Below are 17,349 nucleotides of genomic sequence, written 5' to 3'. Positions count from 1 at the left end.
CCTTTCTCCACATCGGGTATAAATGAGAAAAATAATAGTGCCAATAGGAATCCCGATTTCCCCGATGGTGTATAAACTCGGAAGATTGAAAATTTCGGCGGCAAGGAAGAGTAACTAAAACAACCATCTCCTGTGCGTTAGAATTCCGAGGTGAAATGGAAGATTAACTTCTTGTAGTTGCTTTGTGCCATCTGGAGCATGTATTGCGATTCGGCAAGGAACACGTCGCGTCCCCATTTGTCTTTGGCCAGATACTGCGCCTTGTGAAGTTTGAAGTCTTCCAGTTCCTTGTTATCCTGCGCCTCGATCCAGCAAGCTTTGTAGAGGTTGATCGGTTCCCACCGGCAGGCGGCGCTATACTCGTGAAGCAAGCGGTATTCGATGACTTCAAACTGGAGGGCACCCACCGTCCCGATAATCTTCCGGTTGTTAAATTGATTGGTAAAGAGCTGGGCGACACCTTCATCCATGAGCTGGTCGATGCCTTTCGCCAATTGTTTCGATTTCATGGGATCGGCATTCTCGATATACTTGAACAATTCCGGCGAGAAGCTGGGAATGCCCTTGAAGTGCAGTTTTTCGCCTTCCGTGAGGGTATCGCCGATTTTGAAGTTACCCGTGTCATGCAGCCCGACGATGTCACCGGGGTACGCTTCGTCGATAATGGATTTCTTGGAAGCCATGAATGCCGTCGGGGTTGAGAATTTGAGATTCTTCCCGAGTCCCACGTGAAAGTAGTTCGTGTTGCGCTTGAACGTGCCGGAGCATACCTTCACGAAGGCGATACGGTCGCGATGGTTGGGGTCCATGTTCGCGTGGATTTTAAAGACAAATCCGGTAAACTTCTCTTCAGCGGGTTGTACGATCCGTTCTTCTGTTTCACGAGGAAGGGGAGTGGGGGCGATCTCGATAAAACAATCCAGCATTTCCCGGATACCGAAATTGTTTAAGGCAGACCCGAAGAATACGGGAGCCAATTTCCCTTGTAAGTATTCTTCTCTGTCTGCGGCGGGATATACTTCACGCACGAGTTCCAGATCTTCCCGTAGTTTAGCGGCGGATCTCTCGCCGATATGGTTATCCAGTTCGCCAGAGTCGATATCGTTGATTTCGATGCCGTCTTGAATGGTTTGCACGCTGGCGGAATAAAGGCATAGGTTTTCCTTGTGGATATTATATATTCCCTTGAACACGTCGCCGTTGCCGATAGGCCAGCTCAAGGGGGTCACTTGTATCTGTAATTCTTTTTCTATTTCATCCAGCAGGTCGAACGGGTCTTGTCCGGGACGGTCGAGTTTGTTGATAAATACAATCACGGGAGTTTTGCGCATCCGGCACACTTGCATGAGTTTGCGTGTTTGGCTCTCGACGCCTTTTGCCGAGTCGATCACGATAATCACGCTGTCGCAAGCCGTCAGCACGCGGAAGGTGTCTTCGGCGAAGTCCTGGTGGCCGGGAGTGTCAAGAATATTGATTTTTACGTCTTTGTATTCAAATCCCATGACGGAGGTGGCAACGGAGATTCCTCTCTGGCGTTCTATTTCCATGAAGTCCGAGGTCGCCGTCTTCTTGATTTTATTTGATTTCACGGCTCCCGCTATATGGATAGCTCCCCCGAATAACAATAATTTTTCCGTCAATGTTGTTTTACCCGCGTCCGGGTGGCTGACAATACCAAACGTTCGTCTTTTTAAAATCTCTTCCTTGAAACCCATTTGTCTTGATGATTTTAGATTCTATTTTAGCGGGTGCAAAGATAGAAATAAATTTTAAATTTGTATTTAGGGAATATAGGGAGATCAAGTAAGTTTCTGGCGTGTTCAGTACTCTTCTTGTAACTATTAGTATTGATATAAGTTATTTCATAGTTATTAAATTTTATACAAATACAATTTAAATTCTATTTATTTGCCTTTGGAATAGGAGATGAATAGGAGTTGAATGGGAATTGAATAGGAGATGGTATGAATGAACTACAAGTGATATTTATATTTGATACATTTCATGTAACTTATTTTAACTAAAATGCCGGGGGAAAGAGGTTTTTGTTTGGCTCGCGAGGGGAGGGAATTGCTTGAAAAATGAACTTTTTGCCGTGGGATTTACCTTTTGTCTTTTTAAATCGTAAATTTGTAAAAATAAAAAAGGAAATATGGGAAAGTATATAGGAGCGCACGTGAGTGCATCGGGAGGAGTTGAAAATGCGCCGGTTAATGCGCACGAGATAGGTGCAACGGCTTTTGCCTTGTTCACGAAAAACCAGCGGCAATGGAAGGCTGCCCCCTTGTCGGCGGATAGTATAAAGCTGTTTAAAGAGCGATGTGAACAGTACGGTTATGCGCCGGGGCAGATATTGCCGCATGATAGTTATTTGATTAATCTCGGGCATCCGGAAGCTGCCGGGCTGGAGAAATCCCGGGAAGCATTTTTTGATGAAATGAAGCGATGCGAGGAGTTGGGGTTGGACAGATTGAATTTTCACCCGGGCAGTACTTTGAAAGAGATCAGTGACGAGGCTTGCTTGTCTTTGATTGCGGAGTCGATCAATATGGCTTTGGACCGGACGCGAGGGGTGACGGCTGTGATTGAGAACACGGCGGGACAGGGTTCTAATTTAGGATACAAGTTCGAGCAGATAGCCTATATTATCGACCGGGTGGAGGATAAGACCCGTGTCGGGGTTTGTCTGGATACTTGCCACTCGTTCGCGGCGGGGTATGACTTGGCAACCGCTTCCGGTTTTACCGAAACTTTCGAGCATTTCGATAACGTGGTAGGTTTTAAATATTTGCGGGGAATGCACTTGAACGATGCTAAAAAGGAGTTGGGGTCACGTGTTGACCGGCACGATAGTTTGGGGAAAGGTACGTTAGGTATCGAACCGTTCAAGTGGATTATGCAGGATGAGCGGTTTGACGGGATTCCGTTGATTCTCGAAACCCCGGACGAGTCGTTGTGGGCGGAGGAGATCAAAATGTTGAAAGGATTCGTGAAATGAGGATATTGCATACTTCGGACTGGCACTTGGGGAAGCGATTGAACGATCGGGAGAGGATACGGGAGCAGGTGGAGGTGATGGATGAGATCGTGCGGGTTGCGGAAGAGAGGGCTGTGGATGCTGTCGTGGTCGCGGGAGATTTATTTGACACGTTTAATCCTTCGGTGGAGGCGATCGAGTTGTTGTACGGTACGTTATATCGTTTGGCGAACGGGGGGAAACGGTTGGTCGTGGCGATAGCCGGGAATCATGATTCTCCCGATCGGGTGGATTCTCCTGACGTGTTGGCTCGGCTGCATGGTATTTTTTTCGTGGGTAATCCGCTGGTGAATTTCACGTCCGCGGTAACGGACGGGGGGATAAGATTAATTCGTTCGGAAGAAGGATTCTCCGAGTTTCGGTTGCCGGGGTACGATTACCCGTTGCGGGTAGTGCATACTCCTTACGCGAACAGCGTGCGGATGTGTCGTTTTCTTGGTGTGGAAGAACAGGATGTCGAGTTGCGTGCCGTGCTCCGGGAGCACTGGGGGGCGTTAGCCGCGAAATATTGTGACGGGGCGGGGGTGAATCTGTTGGTGACTCACCTTTACGTGACGCGGGAAGGCGGGTATATGCCGGAGGAACCCGAGGATGAGCGCCCGATTAATATTGGCGGGGCGGATGCGGTTTATTCATCTATGATACCCGAGGGTATACAATATGCGGCCTTGGGGCATTTGCACCGTTGGCAGGTTGTCGATACGGAGCCTTGTCCGGCGGTGTATTGCGGGAGTCCTTTGAGTTATAGTTTCAGTGAGGCGGAACAGGATAAATATGTCACGATCGTGGAAGCGGAGCCGGGAGGGGTTGCCCGGTACGAGAGATGCCTTTTGACGAGCGGGTATCCCTTGGCGCGTAAGCGTTTTGAAGGAGTGGATGAAGCCGTCGCGTGGCTGACCGGGCATCCCGGTGTCTGGGTGGAGGTGACTGTCGCTACCGATACTTACTTGACGGCTGCCGAGAATAAGGCGATACTTGAATCACATGACGGAATTGTGTGTTTGATTCCCGAGGTGAAGGGGGCGTCCGGTGCGGACGAGCGGGTGGCGTCTATTCATGATTTGCGTTCGGACGTGAATGCTCTTTTTGCCGAGTATTTCCGTCAGCGCAAAGGGCAAGAGCCCAACGAGGAGATTATGGCTTTGTTTAAAGAAACACTATCGATTGAAAATTGAAAAGAAGTTCATTTTCAATTTTCAATTCTCAATTTTCAATTATATTATGGTTCCGGTTAGGTTAACGTTGGAGGGTATATATTCATACAGGGAACGTCAGACGATAGATTTCAATCGATTGACGGAAGCCCGTTTGTTCGGGATTTTCGGTCCGGTGGGGAGTGGGAAATCGACGATTTTGGAGGCGATGATTTACGTGATATACGGGGTGATCGATCGCCTGAATAGTGAGGTGAAATATAACTTGATGAACCTTCAGTCCGATCGTTTGTTCGTGGATTTTGAGTTTAAGGCGGGCGAGTCGGCTAGAGAGTATAGGGCCACGGTGGAATGTAAGCGAAACAAGAAAAAGTTTACTGATATATCGGTGCCGAAGTTCCTTTATCATGCACGGGAGGAGGGGGAATGGATGCCGTGTAGCCGGGAGGATGTGATTGCGGCAATCGGGCTTAACGTGCAGAATTTCAAGCGGGTCGTGATTATTCCTCAAGGGAAGTTCCAGGATTTTCTCATGCTTCGGGACAAGGAGCGCACGGAGATGATGATGGAGCTTTTCGGGGAGTTGCGGCGGTATGATTTGGGTGGCAAAGTGGCTTACCTGGAAGGAGAAACCAACAAGAAAGTTATTGATTTGAAGGGGCAGTTAACGGGATTGGGCGAGGTGAACGAGGATATGCTGGCGGAGGGTAGAAAGCGGTTGGTGGAGTTGCAAGGGGAAGCGGAATGTTTGAAGAAGGCGATACAGGAGGCCGGGGAACGGGAAGCGAAGTTGAAGAAAGTGAAGCTGTTGGCGGACGAACAAAGGGTGCGGGGGGAGGAAGAGAAGCGACTGTTGGAACAAAAGGATGAGATTGCCGCCTTGTTGGTGCAAGTGGAAGAGTATGAGTTTTGTTTGCAATATTTTCAACAGCCCCTCCATTATTGGGAAGATGTTTCTCGTCGTTTGTCCGAGTCGGAGAACGTGTTGTCGGGTTATCGGGAGCGATTGGGCGTGATGCGGCGGGAACTCGTGCGTTTTAAGGAGCAATATGATGTATTGAAGCGGGAGTACGAGGGGCGGGATCGATTGAAAGAGCGTGCCGGGCAGTTGGAAAGGCTCGCTCGTTCGCGAATGTTGGCGGAAGAACAGAAGGATTTGCAGGGACGATATGCCAAAGGGGAGGCTATGGTGGTTTCCACTAAAAAGGAAGTGGAGGTGTTGGGGCAACAGTTGGTCGAGCGAAAAGAGAATCTCGAGAAGCTGGTGCAGTCTATACCGGATATGAAGCTATTGTCCGATATTCGGGAATGGTACGGGGTGTATCACCATTTACAGGAAGAGGAAAAACAAGCGCGGGAGGAGGGTGCGCAAGTGGAAAATGCTTTGGCAAGAGATCGGGAGGAGCTTGTCGCGTGGAAAAGGGCGCATCCTTTGTTTGCAGACGTGGAGGAGGATGCGTATGATTCGTTGTCAGAGGCTTGCCGGAAGAGGCAACAACAGATAGGCGTGGAGTTGAAGACGTGTCGGGATGAATGGGTACATTTGAATACCCGCCAGCGTTTGGCTGATTTTGCCAAAGAGTTGAACGAGGGGGAACCTTGCCCGTTGTGTGGTGCGTTATCGCACCCTAAGCCTTTGCACGTGGAAGAAGTGGAGGGTGTGTTGCGATCAAGTGCGGAGAGAATAGCGGCATTGGAAGGGGAACAGGGGGAGTTGAATCAATGGAATTCCCGGTTGGCTATCGCGGGAGAGCGCTATCGTTCGAATTTGGATAAACAGAAGCAAGTCAAGATAAAGCAAGTGAATGTCCTGCAAAAATTGCGGGAGCATTTATCCCGTTTCGTTTGGGAAGGTTTTACCCCGGATGATGTGAAACATCTTCAGGAAGAGATAAATAGAGCCGCTTTGTTGGGCGATGAGCGAAAAAGGCAGGAGGGGGAAGTGAAAAAGACGGAAGGGGAGATCGATTTGAAGCGAGGGAACCTGGAAAAGTATTCTAGACGTTTGGAAGAGATCAACCGGGAGGTGGTGCAACGGGAAACTCAGATGGAGTTGTTGCGGGAACAGTTGAAAGATTTCGATACAGCCGCGTACGCGGAGGTAACTTTGGCAGGTCTGAAGGATGAGGTGGAGAAGTGTCTGGCTGTTTTTGAGAAATTGGGACGAGATTATCAGGCGGGGAGCGACAAGTTGAACGAGATGGAGAATGAATACCGGAAGTGGGAAGGCGGTGTCGAGGAAAAGGAGAAGGAGATATTGCTGCTTAACGGGGAGAAAAAAACGAGCGAGAATAAGTTGGGCGAATTGTTGAAAGAGAGTGTCTATAAGGATATTTCAGCGGTGAGGGACGTGTTGGGTAAGAAATTGGATTTGCCGGCATGCCGGAAGCGGATTAATCAATTTAACCAGCAGCTTCACGTGGTGCAGGTTCGGAAATTGGAATTGGAAAAGCAGCTTGCCGGGGTTGAATATAACGTTGAAGAGCACGAGGAGTTACTCCGGCAGCTGGAGGAGACCCGTCGGCGGGAGAGGGAGTTGTTGGCAGAACATGGCGCTTTGGCGAATCGGGTCAAGGATATGGAGACGCGGTTGGCTGCCCGCGTGGAAATCGGGAAGGAGCTGGAGGTTTTGGATGCCCGTCTTCGGAATTTGCAGGTGTTGAAAGGGTTGTTCCGCGGGAATGATTTCGTGAAATTCGTGTCGTCGATTTATTTGCAGAATTTGTGCAACGCGGCGAACGAGCGTTTCTACCGGATGACTCGCCAGCGTTTGAAGTTGGAGTTGGACGAGGATAATGATTTCGTGATACGGGATTTCATGAACGAGGGGCGCACCCGGAGTGCCCGTACGCTTTCCGGGGGACAGGTTTTCCAGGCTTCCCTCTCGTTAGCTTTGGCGTTGACGGATAATATCCGGCATCTGACGGGGAGTAACCAGAACTTCTTTTTCTTGGACGAGGGGTTCGGCTCGCTGGACAAGGAGTCTTTGCGTGTCGTTTTTGAGACCCTTAAATCGTTGCGGGAGGAGAACCGGGTGGTCGGCTTGATTTCCCACGTGGAAGAGATGCAACAGGAATTGCCCGCGTGCCTGTTCGTGGAGAACACGACGGAACGGGGAAGCGTGATAACAATTGAAAATGGGGATATATTTATATAAATGATGAAACGAATCAAAATATTTATAAGTAGTGTGCAGAGTGAGTTCGCGGAAGAGCGAGCGATGCTTTGCCATTATATCCGGGCAGATGTTTTGTTGGGAAAGTTTTTTGAACCTTTTATTTTTGAAGAAGTCCCAGCAAATGAATATCCTACAAGTCATGTTTATCTGAAAGAAGTAGAATTGTGCGACATTTATTTGGGTTTGTATGGGAATTTGTACGGATATGAAGATGCAGAAGGAGTGTCACCGACAGAGCGTGAATATGATTTGGCGGCTTTATTACACAAAAGTCGTTTGGTGTATATCAAGAGCGTGGGTGAAGATAAAAGGCATCCGAAAGAAACTGCATTGATAAAAAAGGTGGAGCGCGATATTGTTCGCAAGACCTTTGTAGATTTGGACGGATTGCGTACTTCGGTGTATGCTTCTCTGGTTCGATACCTGGAAGAGAAAGAGTATATCAGGTGGAAGCCTTTTGATGCTTCATTTGATAATGGGGCTACGATGGATGATTTGAGTGAAGATAAAATTCATAGTTTCGTCCAAGTGGCCCGTTCAAAGAGAAATTTTCCGCTTACGGTAGATACCCCGATGAAGGAATTGCTTGTTCATCTAGATTTGATTGATGATAATGATAGGATTGCCAATGCTGCCATTTTGCTTTTCGGGAAGAAACCTCAAAAGTATTTCATCCCTTCTGAGGTCAAATGTGTTCAGTTTTATGGAGATGTCGTGAGAAAGCCTATGCCGGCATACCAGATATACCGGGGAGATGTTTTTGAATTGGTGGATCAAGCTACCGCTTTTGTGATGAGCCGCGTGGATAATTGGGTGGGAACTCGCGATGAGGGAGAAACGGCATCTGTTCCAACACGTCCGGAATTACCCATTGATGCGGTTAAAGAGGCCATTGTCAATGCTGTGTGTCATAGAGATTATACAAGTAACGCGAGTGTTCAAGTGATGTTGTTCCGCAATAGGTTGGAAATATGGAATCCCGGTCAATTGCCGTATGGGCTTACCGTGCAGAAACTGCAAGGACCTCACAAGTCGTTGCCTGCTAATCCTCTGATTGCCGACCCGATGTATTGGAAAGGCTATATAGAGAAAGTGGGTACAGGTACAGAAGATATTATAGAGAAATGTCGTGATTATGGATTGAAAACACCCGAGTTTTTTCAAGAAGAAGATTTCAGGGTAGTGATTTGGAGGGCGACTGAAATTCAAGGTGATCCAAAGGCGATCCAAGGCGATCCAAAGGTGATCCAAGGCGATCCAAAAGAAATAGAAGATCTTATCGGTTTAATAAAAAATAATCCTTCAATATCAAGGGCAGAACTTGCGAGGTCGCTTGATTTAAGCGAGCGACAAGTGCGAAAGATGCTGGATTTGTTGAGAGCAGAAGAAAGGTTGATTCGAAAGGGAGGCAAAACGGGTGAATGGATAATCATTGAGAAATAGTATGAATAGTTTGAAATTTTTAGTTTGTGTTGCCGTTTGGTTTTCGGGGGTATTGTTGTCGGAATCGGCGAAAAAGGAGGACGGTTCTGTGTTGTACACGGGTATGCTTACCGATACGATTTCTAAAATTGTATCGGGTTATCCGGGAGAGATCGGGGTGGCGGTAATCATTAATAATATGGATACCGTTACCGTCAATAACAAGAGTATTTATCCCATGATGAGCGTGTTCAAGCTTCATCAAGCAATAGCCGTTTGTAACGATTTTGACCGTAAAGGGCTTTCTCTTGATTCTTTGATGTGTATAAAAAGGGACGAGCTTGACCCGCGGACGTGGAGTCCCATGATGAAGGAACATTCGGAGCCCGTGATTTCTTTGACGGTTAAAGATTTATTGCGCTATACGCTTATTCAAAGCGATAATAACGCCAGCAATATCATGTTCAAGGAATTGGTCAGCGTTGCCCGTACCGATAGTTTTATTGCCACTCTCATCCCCCGTACGAGTTTCCGGATCGCTTACACGGAAGGGGAGATGTCTGTAGATCATGACAAGGCGTATTCCAATTACACGTCGCCTCTCGGTGCGGCGATGCTGATGAACCGTTTGTTTACCGACAGTCTGGTCAGTCGCGAGAAGCAATGTTTCATGATGAATACACTGGAAGAATGTATTACCGGGAAAGATAGGATCGTGGCACCGTTGCTTGGAAAAGAAGGGATTACCATTGCACATAAAACGGGTTCCGGTTACATCAACGAGAACGGGGAACTCGCTGCCCACAATGATGTTGCCTATATCCGGCTGCCCAATAATGTCTGTTACTCTTTAGCCGTGTTTGTTAAGGATTTCAAGGGCAATGAAGCGCAAGCCTCGAAAGCTGTGGCATGCGTATCGGCTATCGTGTACGCGTTATTGGCACAACTCTAAATTATTAAACGTTGAAAATCTGAAGTATGAAAATTGGTTTGTTATCGGATACTCACGGGTGGTTGGACCCGAAGATCGCGGAGTTTTTCAAGGAGTGTGATGAAGTGTGGCATTGTGGGGATATCGGGGATGTGGCGGTGACGGATGCTTTGTCGAAACGTTTTCAATTGCGGGCGGTGTATGGGAATATAGACGGGGATTTGTTACGTAGAATATTTCCCCGGACGGAGGTGTTTCAATGCGAGGGGGTAAAGGTGATGATGACTCATATCGGGGGGTATCCCGGTCATTATGACCGGAAGGCGGTAGAGGTTTTGCGGCGGGAACGTCCTAAATTGTTTGTTTGCGGACATTCGCATATCGCGAAAGTGAAATATGACCAGGTGTTGGATTGTTTGCATATTAACCCGGGTGCGGCGGGAAAATTCGGTTTTCATACGGTGAGAACGGCTGTCCGCTTTGAGATCAACGGTGATCGGATTGAGAATTTAGAATTAATAGAATTGGAAAAATAATTAATTTAAGACTCTGTTAATAGATTTAATACCTTCCGATTGTTACATTTGCAATTATTACTCGTAAAAGAGAAAGAATACTAAATATATTATTATATGAAAAGAGTTTTACTATCGGCGGTTGCTCTGTTAATCGCTTGTTTGAGTTGGCAAAGTGTTTCGGCACAGCGGGATATGCAAGCCGTGCGAGAACAATCTATCAAATATCAACAATTAATGCAATTGATAGCCGGGTATTACGTGGATTCGGTTAATTTGAAAAAGGTCACGGAGGATGCTATCGTGAAAGTTCTGGCTGATCTAGACCCGCATTCCGTGTATATACCCCGGGAGGAGTTGGAAGAGGCGAATGAACCTTTGGAAGGTGGATTTTTCGGTATAGGAATACAATTTAATGTACTTCGGGATACGTTGACCGTGGTGGACGTGGTAGCGGGAGGACCTTCCGAGAAGGTGGGATTGCTTGCCGGAGATCGGATATTGGAAGTTGACGGGGAGAATATTGCCGGGATCGGTATCAGTAACACGGACGTGAGGAAACGTTTGAAAGGGGAGAAGGGAACCGTGGTGAAAGTTAAGGTGAAGAGGGGAAATGAGTTGATCGATTTTAATATCGTGCGGGATATGATACCGATTTACAGTGTCGATGCCGCATATATGATAGACAAGAATATCGGGTATATCAAGATAGCCCGTTTTGCCGCCACGACGGTGGAGGAGTTCGAGAAAGCCGTGAAGCAGTTGCAGGCGGAGGGAATGAAGGATTTGATTATTGACTTGCAGGGGAATGGCGGCGGTTACATGGGGGCTGCCATCGGGATTGCCGACCACTTGCTGGATGGTCAGAAATTGATCGTGTACACGGATAGCCCTGCTTACGGGAGAGCTGAAGAGTATTCTACACCCGCGGGTTTATTTCAAGATGGTCGTGTGGTCGTGTTGATTGACGGAAATTCGGCTTCGGCTAGTGAGATTTTGTCCGGAGCGGTGCAGGATTGGGATCGCGGGCTGATCGTTGGGCGGCGTTCTTTTGGCAAGGGGTTGGTGCAACGCCAGTATCCGCTTGCAGACCGGTCGGCTATTCGCCTTACGATATCTCATTATTTTACTCCTTCCGGTCGTTGTATTCAAAAGCCTTACAAGGGTAAGGATTACCAGACTGAAATTTTTGAACGCTACACGAACGGGGAATTGTTGAATGCGGATAGTATTGCCTTGACAGATTCCACGAAATATTACACGAAGAAAGACCATCGTTTGGTTTACGGCGGGGGTGGTATTATTCCTGACGTGTTTGTTCCGATCGACACGAACTTGAATTACAGTTATTTCAACCGTCTGTTGGCAAAAGGTGTTATCAACGAATTTACTTTGAATTACGTGGATAAAAATCGGGATGTTCTAAAGAAGAAATACCCGAAATTCGAAATGTTCAAGAAGGATTTCCAGGTGACGGATGCCATGGTGAACGAGATCGTGCAAAAAGGCGAGAAACAGGGGGTAAAGAAAGACGAGAAATTATTGACGCCTATTATTCCCGAAATTAAGTTATTCGTGAAATCGTTGATCGCTCGCGATTTGTGGAATATGACCGAGTTGTATAAGATTTCCAATGAAGAGAACAAAATATTGAACGCGGCAATCAAGAGCCTGCAAGACGGGACGTATGATAAAATTATAAAATAGCCGTTTTTTTGGTCTGTTTTTTGTTGGAGTTGTTACGTAATGTTAGTACATCGTGAACGATTTAATTGAAAAACCTAAAATTTAGAAGAAATGAAAAAGTTTTTATTAGTGGTGATCGCTATGGTCATGTTAGGGAGTGTTCATGCTCAGACTGCGTTCAAGAGCAAAGTCGAAGGTATTACCGGTACGGAATTTTATTTTGGTCCGAAATTCGGTTTCAACGTGGCTGGTATTAGCGATGGTCTCAATAAAAGTAAATTGAGTTTCTTGATGGGAGCTTTCGCCGAATTTAAGTTTAATGATTTATTCGGTTTACAAACTGAATTGATCTATTCCCGGCAAGGTGATAAAGGGAAATATCATGGCGAGAAATATTGGATGCGAGTGAATTACCTGAATATTCCTGTCTTGGCAAAGTTTTACGTGTGGGAGGGGTTGAGTGTTGATCTTGGTCCGCAATTAGGCTTTGCGTTGAATGGCAAGCATAAAGTGAAATCCGGGGGAACGGAAACGAAATCGGATATGAAGCATTTGAATACAGTTGATTTGAGTTTCGGGATGGGATTGTCTTATGACCTTCCGATGGGATTGGTCGTGTCTGCCCGCTATAATTTAGGGTTGACGAACGTGATTGAAAAAGACCATTTTGGCGGGAATAATCAAAACCGGGTGTTCCAGTTGTCTGCCGGGTGGAAATTCTGATAGAGGAAAGTAATGAATATGGTGGCTAATAAGCTGGGTAAAGAAAAGAAACTCTCCGAAATTTTATGTTTCGGAGAGTTTTTTTTGTGGCTGATATGATCCTCTTTCAAATAAAAACTTTTTATTTTCGATAAGTTATTGTAGTTTTGTACTGGTTGTGATTTACAAACAGGAAAAAAATATGAGAAATCTTTCGGATGACATAATGGGGAGTATTAACAGGAAGGAAAAAAAGGGGTGGGAGTTCGTTTACGATCGATACTATCAATCGCTTTGTTCCTATGCTAATCGTTATGTGAATGATCCGGAGATGGTACAGGATATTGTGCAGGATGTTTTGGTGAAGGTGTGGCAACAAGATAATGTTTTTCCCGTGTTTGAAGCATTTGTTACATATTTATATAAGTCTGTATATATTAATTCTTTATTGTATATTAGGACGAGAAATAAGCGGGAACAAATTTTGCAATATGTGGCAGAGGAGATGGAAAAAACAGATGAACAATTACTTGCCGATATTGTCATGGAGGAGGTTGTCCGGCAATTGTATCGTTGTGTTGAAGAATTGCCAGCAGAACGTCGTGAAGTTATGCGATTGAGTTTGAAAGGTCATTCAGTGAGCGAGATAGCCGAGATTCTAGATGTTAGTGTTAGTACTGTGAAAACACAAAGACAACGGAGTTTTTCTTATCTAAAAGAAAAATTGAAAGATTTTTATTGTATTATTCCATTGTTTTTCAGTTAGTTGGAAAATTGTTCAAAAAAAAGTGCATAAACCTGTCGTCCAAATGACGAGGTTAAGCATTTATATGATACATTTTCAAAAGTAGATATAAAAGTGATGGATGAACAGAATATGGATATATTACGGGCTCTTTTTCATAAAGTAGCTAGAGGAGAGCAATTGGATGCCGGAGAACAACGGTTGCTGGATAAACTTTCCGTACGTACGGAATGGAGAGAGGTACGTGATAATTTGTCGAACGGGGAATATTTGAACAAGCGTTTGGAGGATATGAAACGTTATCCCAAAAAAGAAGCGTTTGCCAAGTTTTCAAAACGAGTATACTCTCCTGTCCGGAAACGTTTTATTTTAAGAATATCTGTTGCGGCGGCATCAATTATGTTTATTTTGGGATGGGTGTTATTCGGATTAATGAAGCAGGATGAACGATCGGTTGAGCCTATCGCATCAAATATAATTCCAGCAGGAACTTTCAAGGCTTCTTTGGTTTTGGCTACAGGAGAGGTAATTGGTATTTCGAGTGAGATGCAAAATATAAAAATAGGAGAATCAAGCCAATTGGAGAATCGTGATGGGGAATTGGTATATAAAGAAATTGGAGAGGCGGATGTCAAGCAATATAATGAATTGATCGTGCCACGGGGAGGGGAATATGCTATAGTGCTTTCGGACGGGACGAAGGTGAAATTAAATGCAGATTCCCGCTTGCGTTATCCTGTAAAATTTTCTTCAAAGGAGAGGTGTGTAGAGGTGCTTGGGGAAGCGTTTTTTGAAGTGGCGAAGAATGGTAAAAAACCATTTATCGTTAAGTGTGGGGAGGTCCGAATGAAAGTTTTGGGAACATCTTTTAACGTGAACGGGTATGAGAGGGAAAATGCTATTGTCACGACATTAGTAGAGGGTAAGTTGGAAGTCTCTACAGGGAGGCAACGAGTAGTTTTGCGCCCGGGATTACAGTCTCACGTGGATAATTATTCAGGAAATATAGATACATTGTCTGTTGACGTGAATAATTATATTGCTTGGTTAAATAATAAATTTACATTTAAGGATGAGTCTCTTGTTTCAATTATGAAAGCATTGTCTCGGTGGTATGATGTCACATTTGTTTTTGATGGGATTAATCCGGAAGATTATCGCTTGACGGGTAAGATCCCCCGTCACGGAACGTTGCAGGAGGTAACCATGTTATTGGAACAAATCTCTGATGTAAGTTTTGATATTGAGGGACGAAAAGTATTTGTGAGGAAAAATAAATAAATTTAAATTTTTAATCAAATTTTATGAATTCAAAATTGATGTTACTAGCATGTTCAATGCTAGTTCCAGGGGTATTATTGTCTGCACCCGATAGAAAAAATAAGCGGAAAAATGTTGATAAAGAGGTTGTTGCTGCTAAAAAGACTAGCGATTATGACAAACTTTTTCAAGGAAAGAAACATGAAATAAAGAAGGGATTGGTTACCTTACACAAGGTGGACGATACAAAGGTTTATTTCGAGTTTCCACTTTCGTTAATGGGACGGGATATGTTGTTAGGTTCTGCCGTGTCGGAGATCAGTAACAATGAACACTCCGTTTTGGGGTATAAGTCGAAATACCCGATGCATATTGATTTTGAACTTATGGGTAATAACGTGAATCTCTGTATGGTGAATTCACTTTACACGGCAGCGGAAGGTGAAGATGATATCGCCAAAGCCGTGAAAAAATCAACTATCGGTAGTGTTTTCAAGACTTTTAAGATTGAGGCTTATAATACTGATAGTACGGCAGTTGTGTTTGATGCGACCTCTCTCTTTATGACTCATATTGAGGATATAGATCCGTTTGACCCGTATAGTCGGATGTCGACAAAGCCATTTAGTCGGTCGGTTTCTTTCCAAAAAGATATGAGTCACTTGGGTGATGTCAAGTCTTTCGAGGATAATTTTAGCGTGAAGAGTTATTTGACGTATAAAGTGGATGTTTCGGGACAGATCGGGAATATGCCTGTGAAGGTTGAGAATAAAAATGCTTTCACTGCATTAGTAACCCGTTCTTTTTTGTTGTTGCCCGAGAAGCCAATGCGTCCTCGTTTGGCAGATCCCCGCATGAATGTGTTTGTTATGGGGAAAGCTAGATTTAGTGGAAACGATAATCGAGGAACAATGCCTGAATATTATGCTCGTCGTTGGAACGTGGAGCCTTCTGACATGGAGAGATGGAAACGCGGTGAGTTGGTGGAACCGAAGAAACAAATTGTTTTTTATGTGGATAGCGATTTCCCGGAAAAATGGAGAGCTCCGATTCATGAGGCAGTGGAGCAGTGGAATGAGGCTTTCGAAAAGATCGGTTTGAAAAACGTGATGAAAGCGGTAGATTTTCCGGAGAATGACCCAGAGTTTGATCCCGATAATTTGAAATATTCTTGTTTGCGATATCAACCGATCAGTATCATGAATGCGATGGGCCCCTCGTGGATAGATCCTCGCTCTGGTGAAATCGTGAACGCTTCTGTTTTGGTTTATCATGATGTAATAAAATTACTTACGCGGTGGCGTTTTACACAGACAGCTCCTGCAGACCCTAGGGTACGGACCACTCGTTTTTCGGATGATATTATGTATGAGTCGATTCGATATGTACTTGCACACGAGGTAGGGCATTGTCTTTCTTTGATGCATAATATGTGTGCTTCTGCTGCCATTCCTGTTGATTCTTTACGTTCTCCTTCTTTTACCCAGAAATACGGAACTACGTATTCTATTATGGATTACGCTCGTTTCAATCACGTGGCACAACCCGGTGATGCTGAACGGGGTGTAAGCATGACTCCTCCTCGTCTTGGTTTACAAGATTTATTTGCTATAAAGTGGTTGTATTCTCCTATTCCTGGGGCGAAAACTATAGAGGATGAGAAGAAAATTCTGGATAGTTGGGTGGCAGAGAAAGCAGATGACCCGGTTTATCGTTACGGGAAACAGCAGATATTTACTGTTTGGGATCCATCGGCACAGTCAGAAGATTTGGGTGATGATTTGGTGAAGGCTTCCGAGTATGGGGTGAAGAATTTGAAATATCTCATGGAGAATATGAATGATTGGGTGGCTGATGAAGATCCGGATATGTCTTTCCGTGAAATGATTTACAAGCAGATTTTACAACAATACTTTATGTATCTTTATCACGTGTACAATGTGAAAGGTGGAGTTTACTTGAATGAACGTTACGCTGGAGACCCTCGTCCTGCTTATAGTTTCGTGGAAGCTGATTATCAACGAAGAGCACAAAAATTCCTGTGTGAACAATTGAATGACTTGGAATGGCTAAATAACCCGAAATTGATTAAGGAGTTGCCGTTGATGGGAAATATGGCTGTGAAAATGCAACGTATGATATTGAGTTTGGTGATGGCAGATAGAGCTTCTTTCACGAAGTTGGTAAGTCCGGAAAAAAATGCTTATACTATTGAAGAACATCAACAAGATGCATTTAACACTGTTTTTGCATCAACTCGCGCGGGTAAAGATTTGACGGATGCAGAGAGATCCAATCAGATTGCTTACCTTGACATGATGTTTTTGATATCGGGATTGGAGAAGAAAGAGAAAAATGCACAAGGAATTACTTCTTTGTCTAGCGTAGAAAATGATTTACCCGTGTTGAATAGGAATGAATATGATTGGCAAAGACGGATTCGTGAACAGGATGAAGTATGCTCGAATATGGTAGCCGAGAGTATGAAATTTGAGCGTTTTTTGGAGGCAATTAGCCAAGAGGATTACATGGGATTCGGTTTTTTCCGCGGTGTTGCAGAGTCTTTAACACCAAGATTTCATTTGTATTATGCGAAAATAAAGGAGGCAAGAGAGTTAGTAAACCGGATGAAAAATACCGGATCGAAAGCGACACGGGATCATTATCAATTGTTGTTGCATAGAATTGACGGATTATTGCGATAGAAATAAGAATTAGA

12 protein-coding genes are annotated in these 17,349 nt (G+C 44.9%); 11 read left to right on the top strand and 1 reads right to left on the bottom strand.

What is annotated here, in order from left to right; translation table 11 throughout:
• Positions 1-137: 137 nt before the first annotated feature.
• Positions 138-1,715, bottom strand: a complete 1,578-nt coding sequence (locus A3CY_RS0104605; RefSeq protein WP_018336730.1) for a peptide chain release factor 3 — start codon at positions 1,713-1,715, stop codon at positions 138-140.
• 437 nt (positions 1,716-2,152) lie between these two features.
• Here A3CY_RS0104605 and nfo point away from each other — a divergent pair, with 437 nt between their 5' ends.
• The 11 genes from nfo (at position 2,153) to A3CY_RS0104545 (ending at position 17,335) form a co-directional block, all read left to right on the top strand.
• A complete protein-coding gene (gene nfo / locus A3CY_RS0104600; protein ID WP_018336729.1) occupies positions 2,153-2,998 on the top strand; it encodes a deoxyribonuclease IV in 846 nt (281 codons plus the stop codon).
• Positions 2,995-4,212 carry a metallophosphoesterase family protein gene (locus A3CY_RS0104595; protein ID WP_018336728.1) on the top strand — a complete coding sequence of 406 codons (1,218 nt, stop codon included), beginning with the start codon at positions 2,995-2,997 and terminating at the stop codon, positions 4,210-4,212. Before nfo ends, A3CY_RS0104595 begins: the two co-directional genes overlap by 4 nt.
• Before the next feature lie 46 nt (positions 4,213-4,258).
• Complete coding sequence (locus tag A3CY_RS0104590) at positions 4,259-7,348, top strand: AAA family ATPase (protein ID WP_169503555.1); 3,090 nt, start codon at positions 4,259-4,261, stop codon at positions 7,346-7,348.
• Complete coding sequence (locus A3CY_RS0104585; RefSeq protein ID WP_018336726.1) at positions 7,349-8,812, top strand: DUF4062 domain-containing protein; 1,464 nt, start codon at positions 7,349-7,351, stop codon at positions 8,810-8,812. It begins immediately after the preceding gene.
• 1 nt (position 8,813) lies between these two features.
• Complete coding sequence (gene bla, locus A3CY_RS0104580; protein WP_018336725.1) at positions 8,814-9,743, top strand: class A beta-lactamase, subclass A2; 930 nt, start codon at positions 8,814-8,816, stop codon at positions 9,741-9,743.
• A 26-nt stretch (positions 9,744-9,769) separates the two neighbouring features.
• Positions 9,770-10,258: a metallophosphoesterase family protein gene (locus tag A3CY_RS0104575; RefSeq protein WP_018336724.1), complete on the top strand. Its 489-nt coding sequence runs from the start codon at positions 9,770-9,772 to the stop codon at positions 10,256-10,258.
• A 96-nt stretch (positions 10,259-10,354) separates the two neighbouring features.
• Entirely contained in the window at positions 10,355-11,944 is a 1,590-nt protein-coding gene (locus A3CY_RS0104570) for a S41 family peptidase (RefSeq protein ID WP_018336723.1), read from the top strand.
• 90 nt (positions 11,945-12,034) lie between these two features.
• Positions 12,035-12,646 (top strand): porin family protein, encoded by a 612-nt coding sequence (locus A3CY_RS0104565; protein ID WP_018336722.1) that lies wholly within the window; start codon positions 12,035-12,037, stop codon positions 12,644-12,646.
• Between the two features lie 181 nt (positions 12,647-12,827).
• The gene (locus tag A3CY_RS0104555) at positions 12,828-13,391 is read left to right on the top strand and encodes an RNA polymerase sigma factor (protein WP_026207305.1); all 564 of its coding nucleotides are present in this window, start codon (positions 12,828-12,830) and stop codon (positions 13,389-13,391) included.
• Positions 13,392-13,487: 96 nt separating this feature from the next.
• Positions 13,488-14,651 (top strand): FecR family protein, encoded by a 1,164-nt coding sequence (locus tag A3CY_RS0104550; protein ID WP_018336720.1) that lies wholly within the window; start codon positions 13,488-13,490, stop codon positions 14,649-14,651.
• A 56-nt stretch (positions 14,652-14,707) separates the two neighbouring features.
• Positions 14,708-17,335, top strand: a complete 2,628-nt coding sequence (locus tag A3CY_RS0104545; protein WP_018336719.1) for a zinc-dependent metalloprotease — start codon at positions 14,708-14,710, stop codon at positions 17,333-17,335.
• The last annotated feature ends 14 nt before the right edge of the window (positions 17,336-17,349 follow it).

The organism is Butyricimonas synergistica DSM 23225, from assembly GCF_000379665.1.
GTDB classification, from domain to species: Bacteria; Bacteroidota; Bacteroidia; order Bacteroidales; family Marinifilaceae; genus Butyricimonas; species Butyricimonas synergistica.
This window is presented reverse-complemented; position numbering and strand designations above follow the sequence as displayed.

Coding starts and splice junctions, on each gene's coding strand:
- A3CY_RS0104605 (WP_018336730.1), bottom strand. CDS start 1,715: ATGGGTTTCAAGGAAGAGATTTTAAAAAGACGAACGTTTGGTATTGTC.
- nfo (WP_018336729.1), top strand. CDS start 2,153: ATGGGAAAGTATATAGGAGCGCACGTGAGTGCATCGGGAGGAGTTGAA.
- A3CY_RS0104595 (WP_018336728.1), top strand. CDS start 2,995: ATGAGGATATTGCATACTTCGGACTGGCACTTGGGGAAGCGATTGAAC.
- A3CY_RS0104590 (WP_169503555.1), top strand. CDS start 4,259: ATGGTTCCGGTTAGGTTAACGTTGGAGGGTATATATTCATACAGGGAA.
- A3CY_RS0104585 (WP_018336726.1), top strand. CDS start 7,349: ATGATGAAACGAATCAAAATATTTATAAGTAGTGTGCAGAGTGAGTTC.
- bla (WP_018336725.1), top strand. CDS start 8,814: ATGAATAGTTTGAAATTTTTAGTTTGTGTTGCCGTTTGGTTTTCGGGG.
- A3CY_RS0104575 (WP_018336724.1), top strand. CDS start 9,770: ATGAAAATTGGTTTGTTATCGGATACTCACGGGTGGTTGGACCCGAAG.
- A3CY_RS0104570 (WP_018336723.1), top strand. CDS start 10,355: ATGAAAAGAGTTTTACTATCGGCGGTTGCTCTGTTAATCGCTTGTTTG.
- A3CY_RS0104565 (WP_018336722.1), top strand. CDS start 12,035: ATGAAAAAGTTTTTATTAGTGGTGATCGCTATGGTCATGTTAGGGAGT.
- A3CY_RS0104555 (WP_026207305.1), top strand. CDS start 12,828: ATGAGAAATCTTTCGGATGACATAATGGGGAGTATTAACAGGAAGGAA.
- A3CY_RS0104550 (WP_018336720.1), top strand. CDS start 13,488: ATGGATGAACAGAATATGGATATATTACGGGCTCTTTTTCATAAAGTA.
- A3CY_RS0104545 (WP_018336719.1), top strand. CDS start 14,708: ATGCTAGTTCCAGGGGTATTATTGTCTGCACCCGATAGAAAAAATAAG.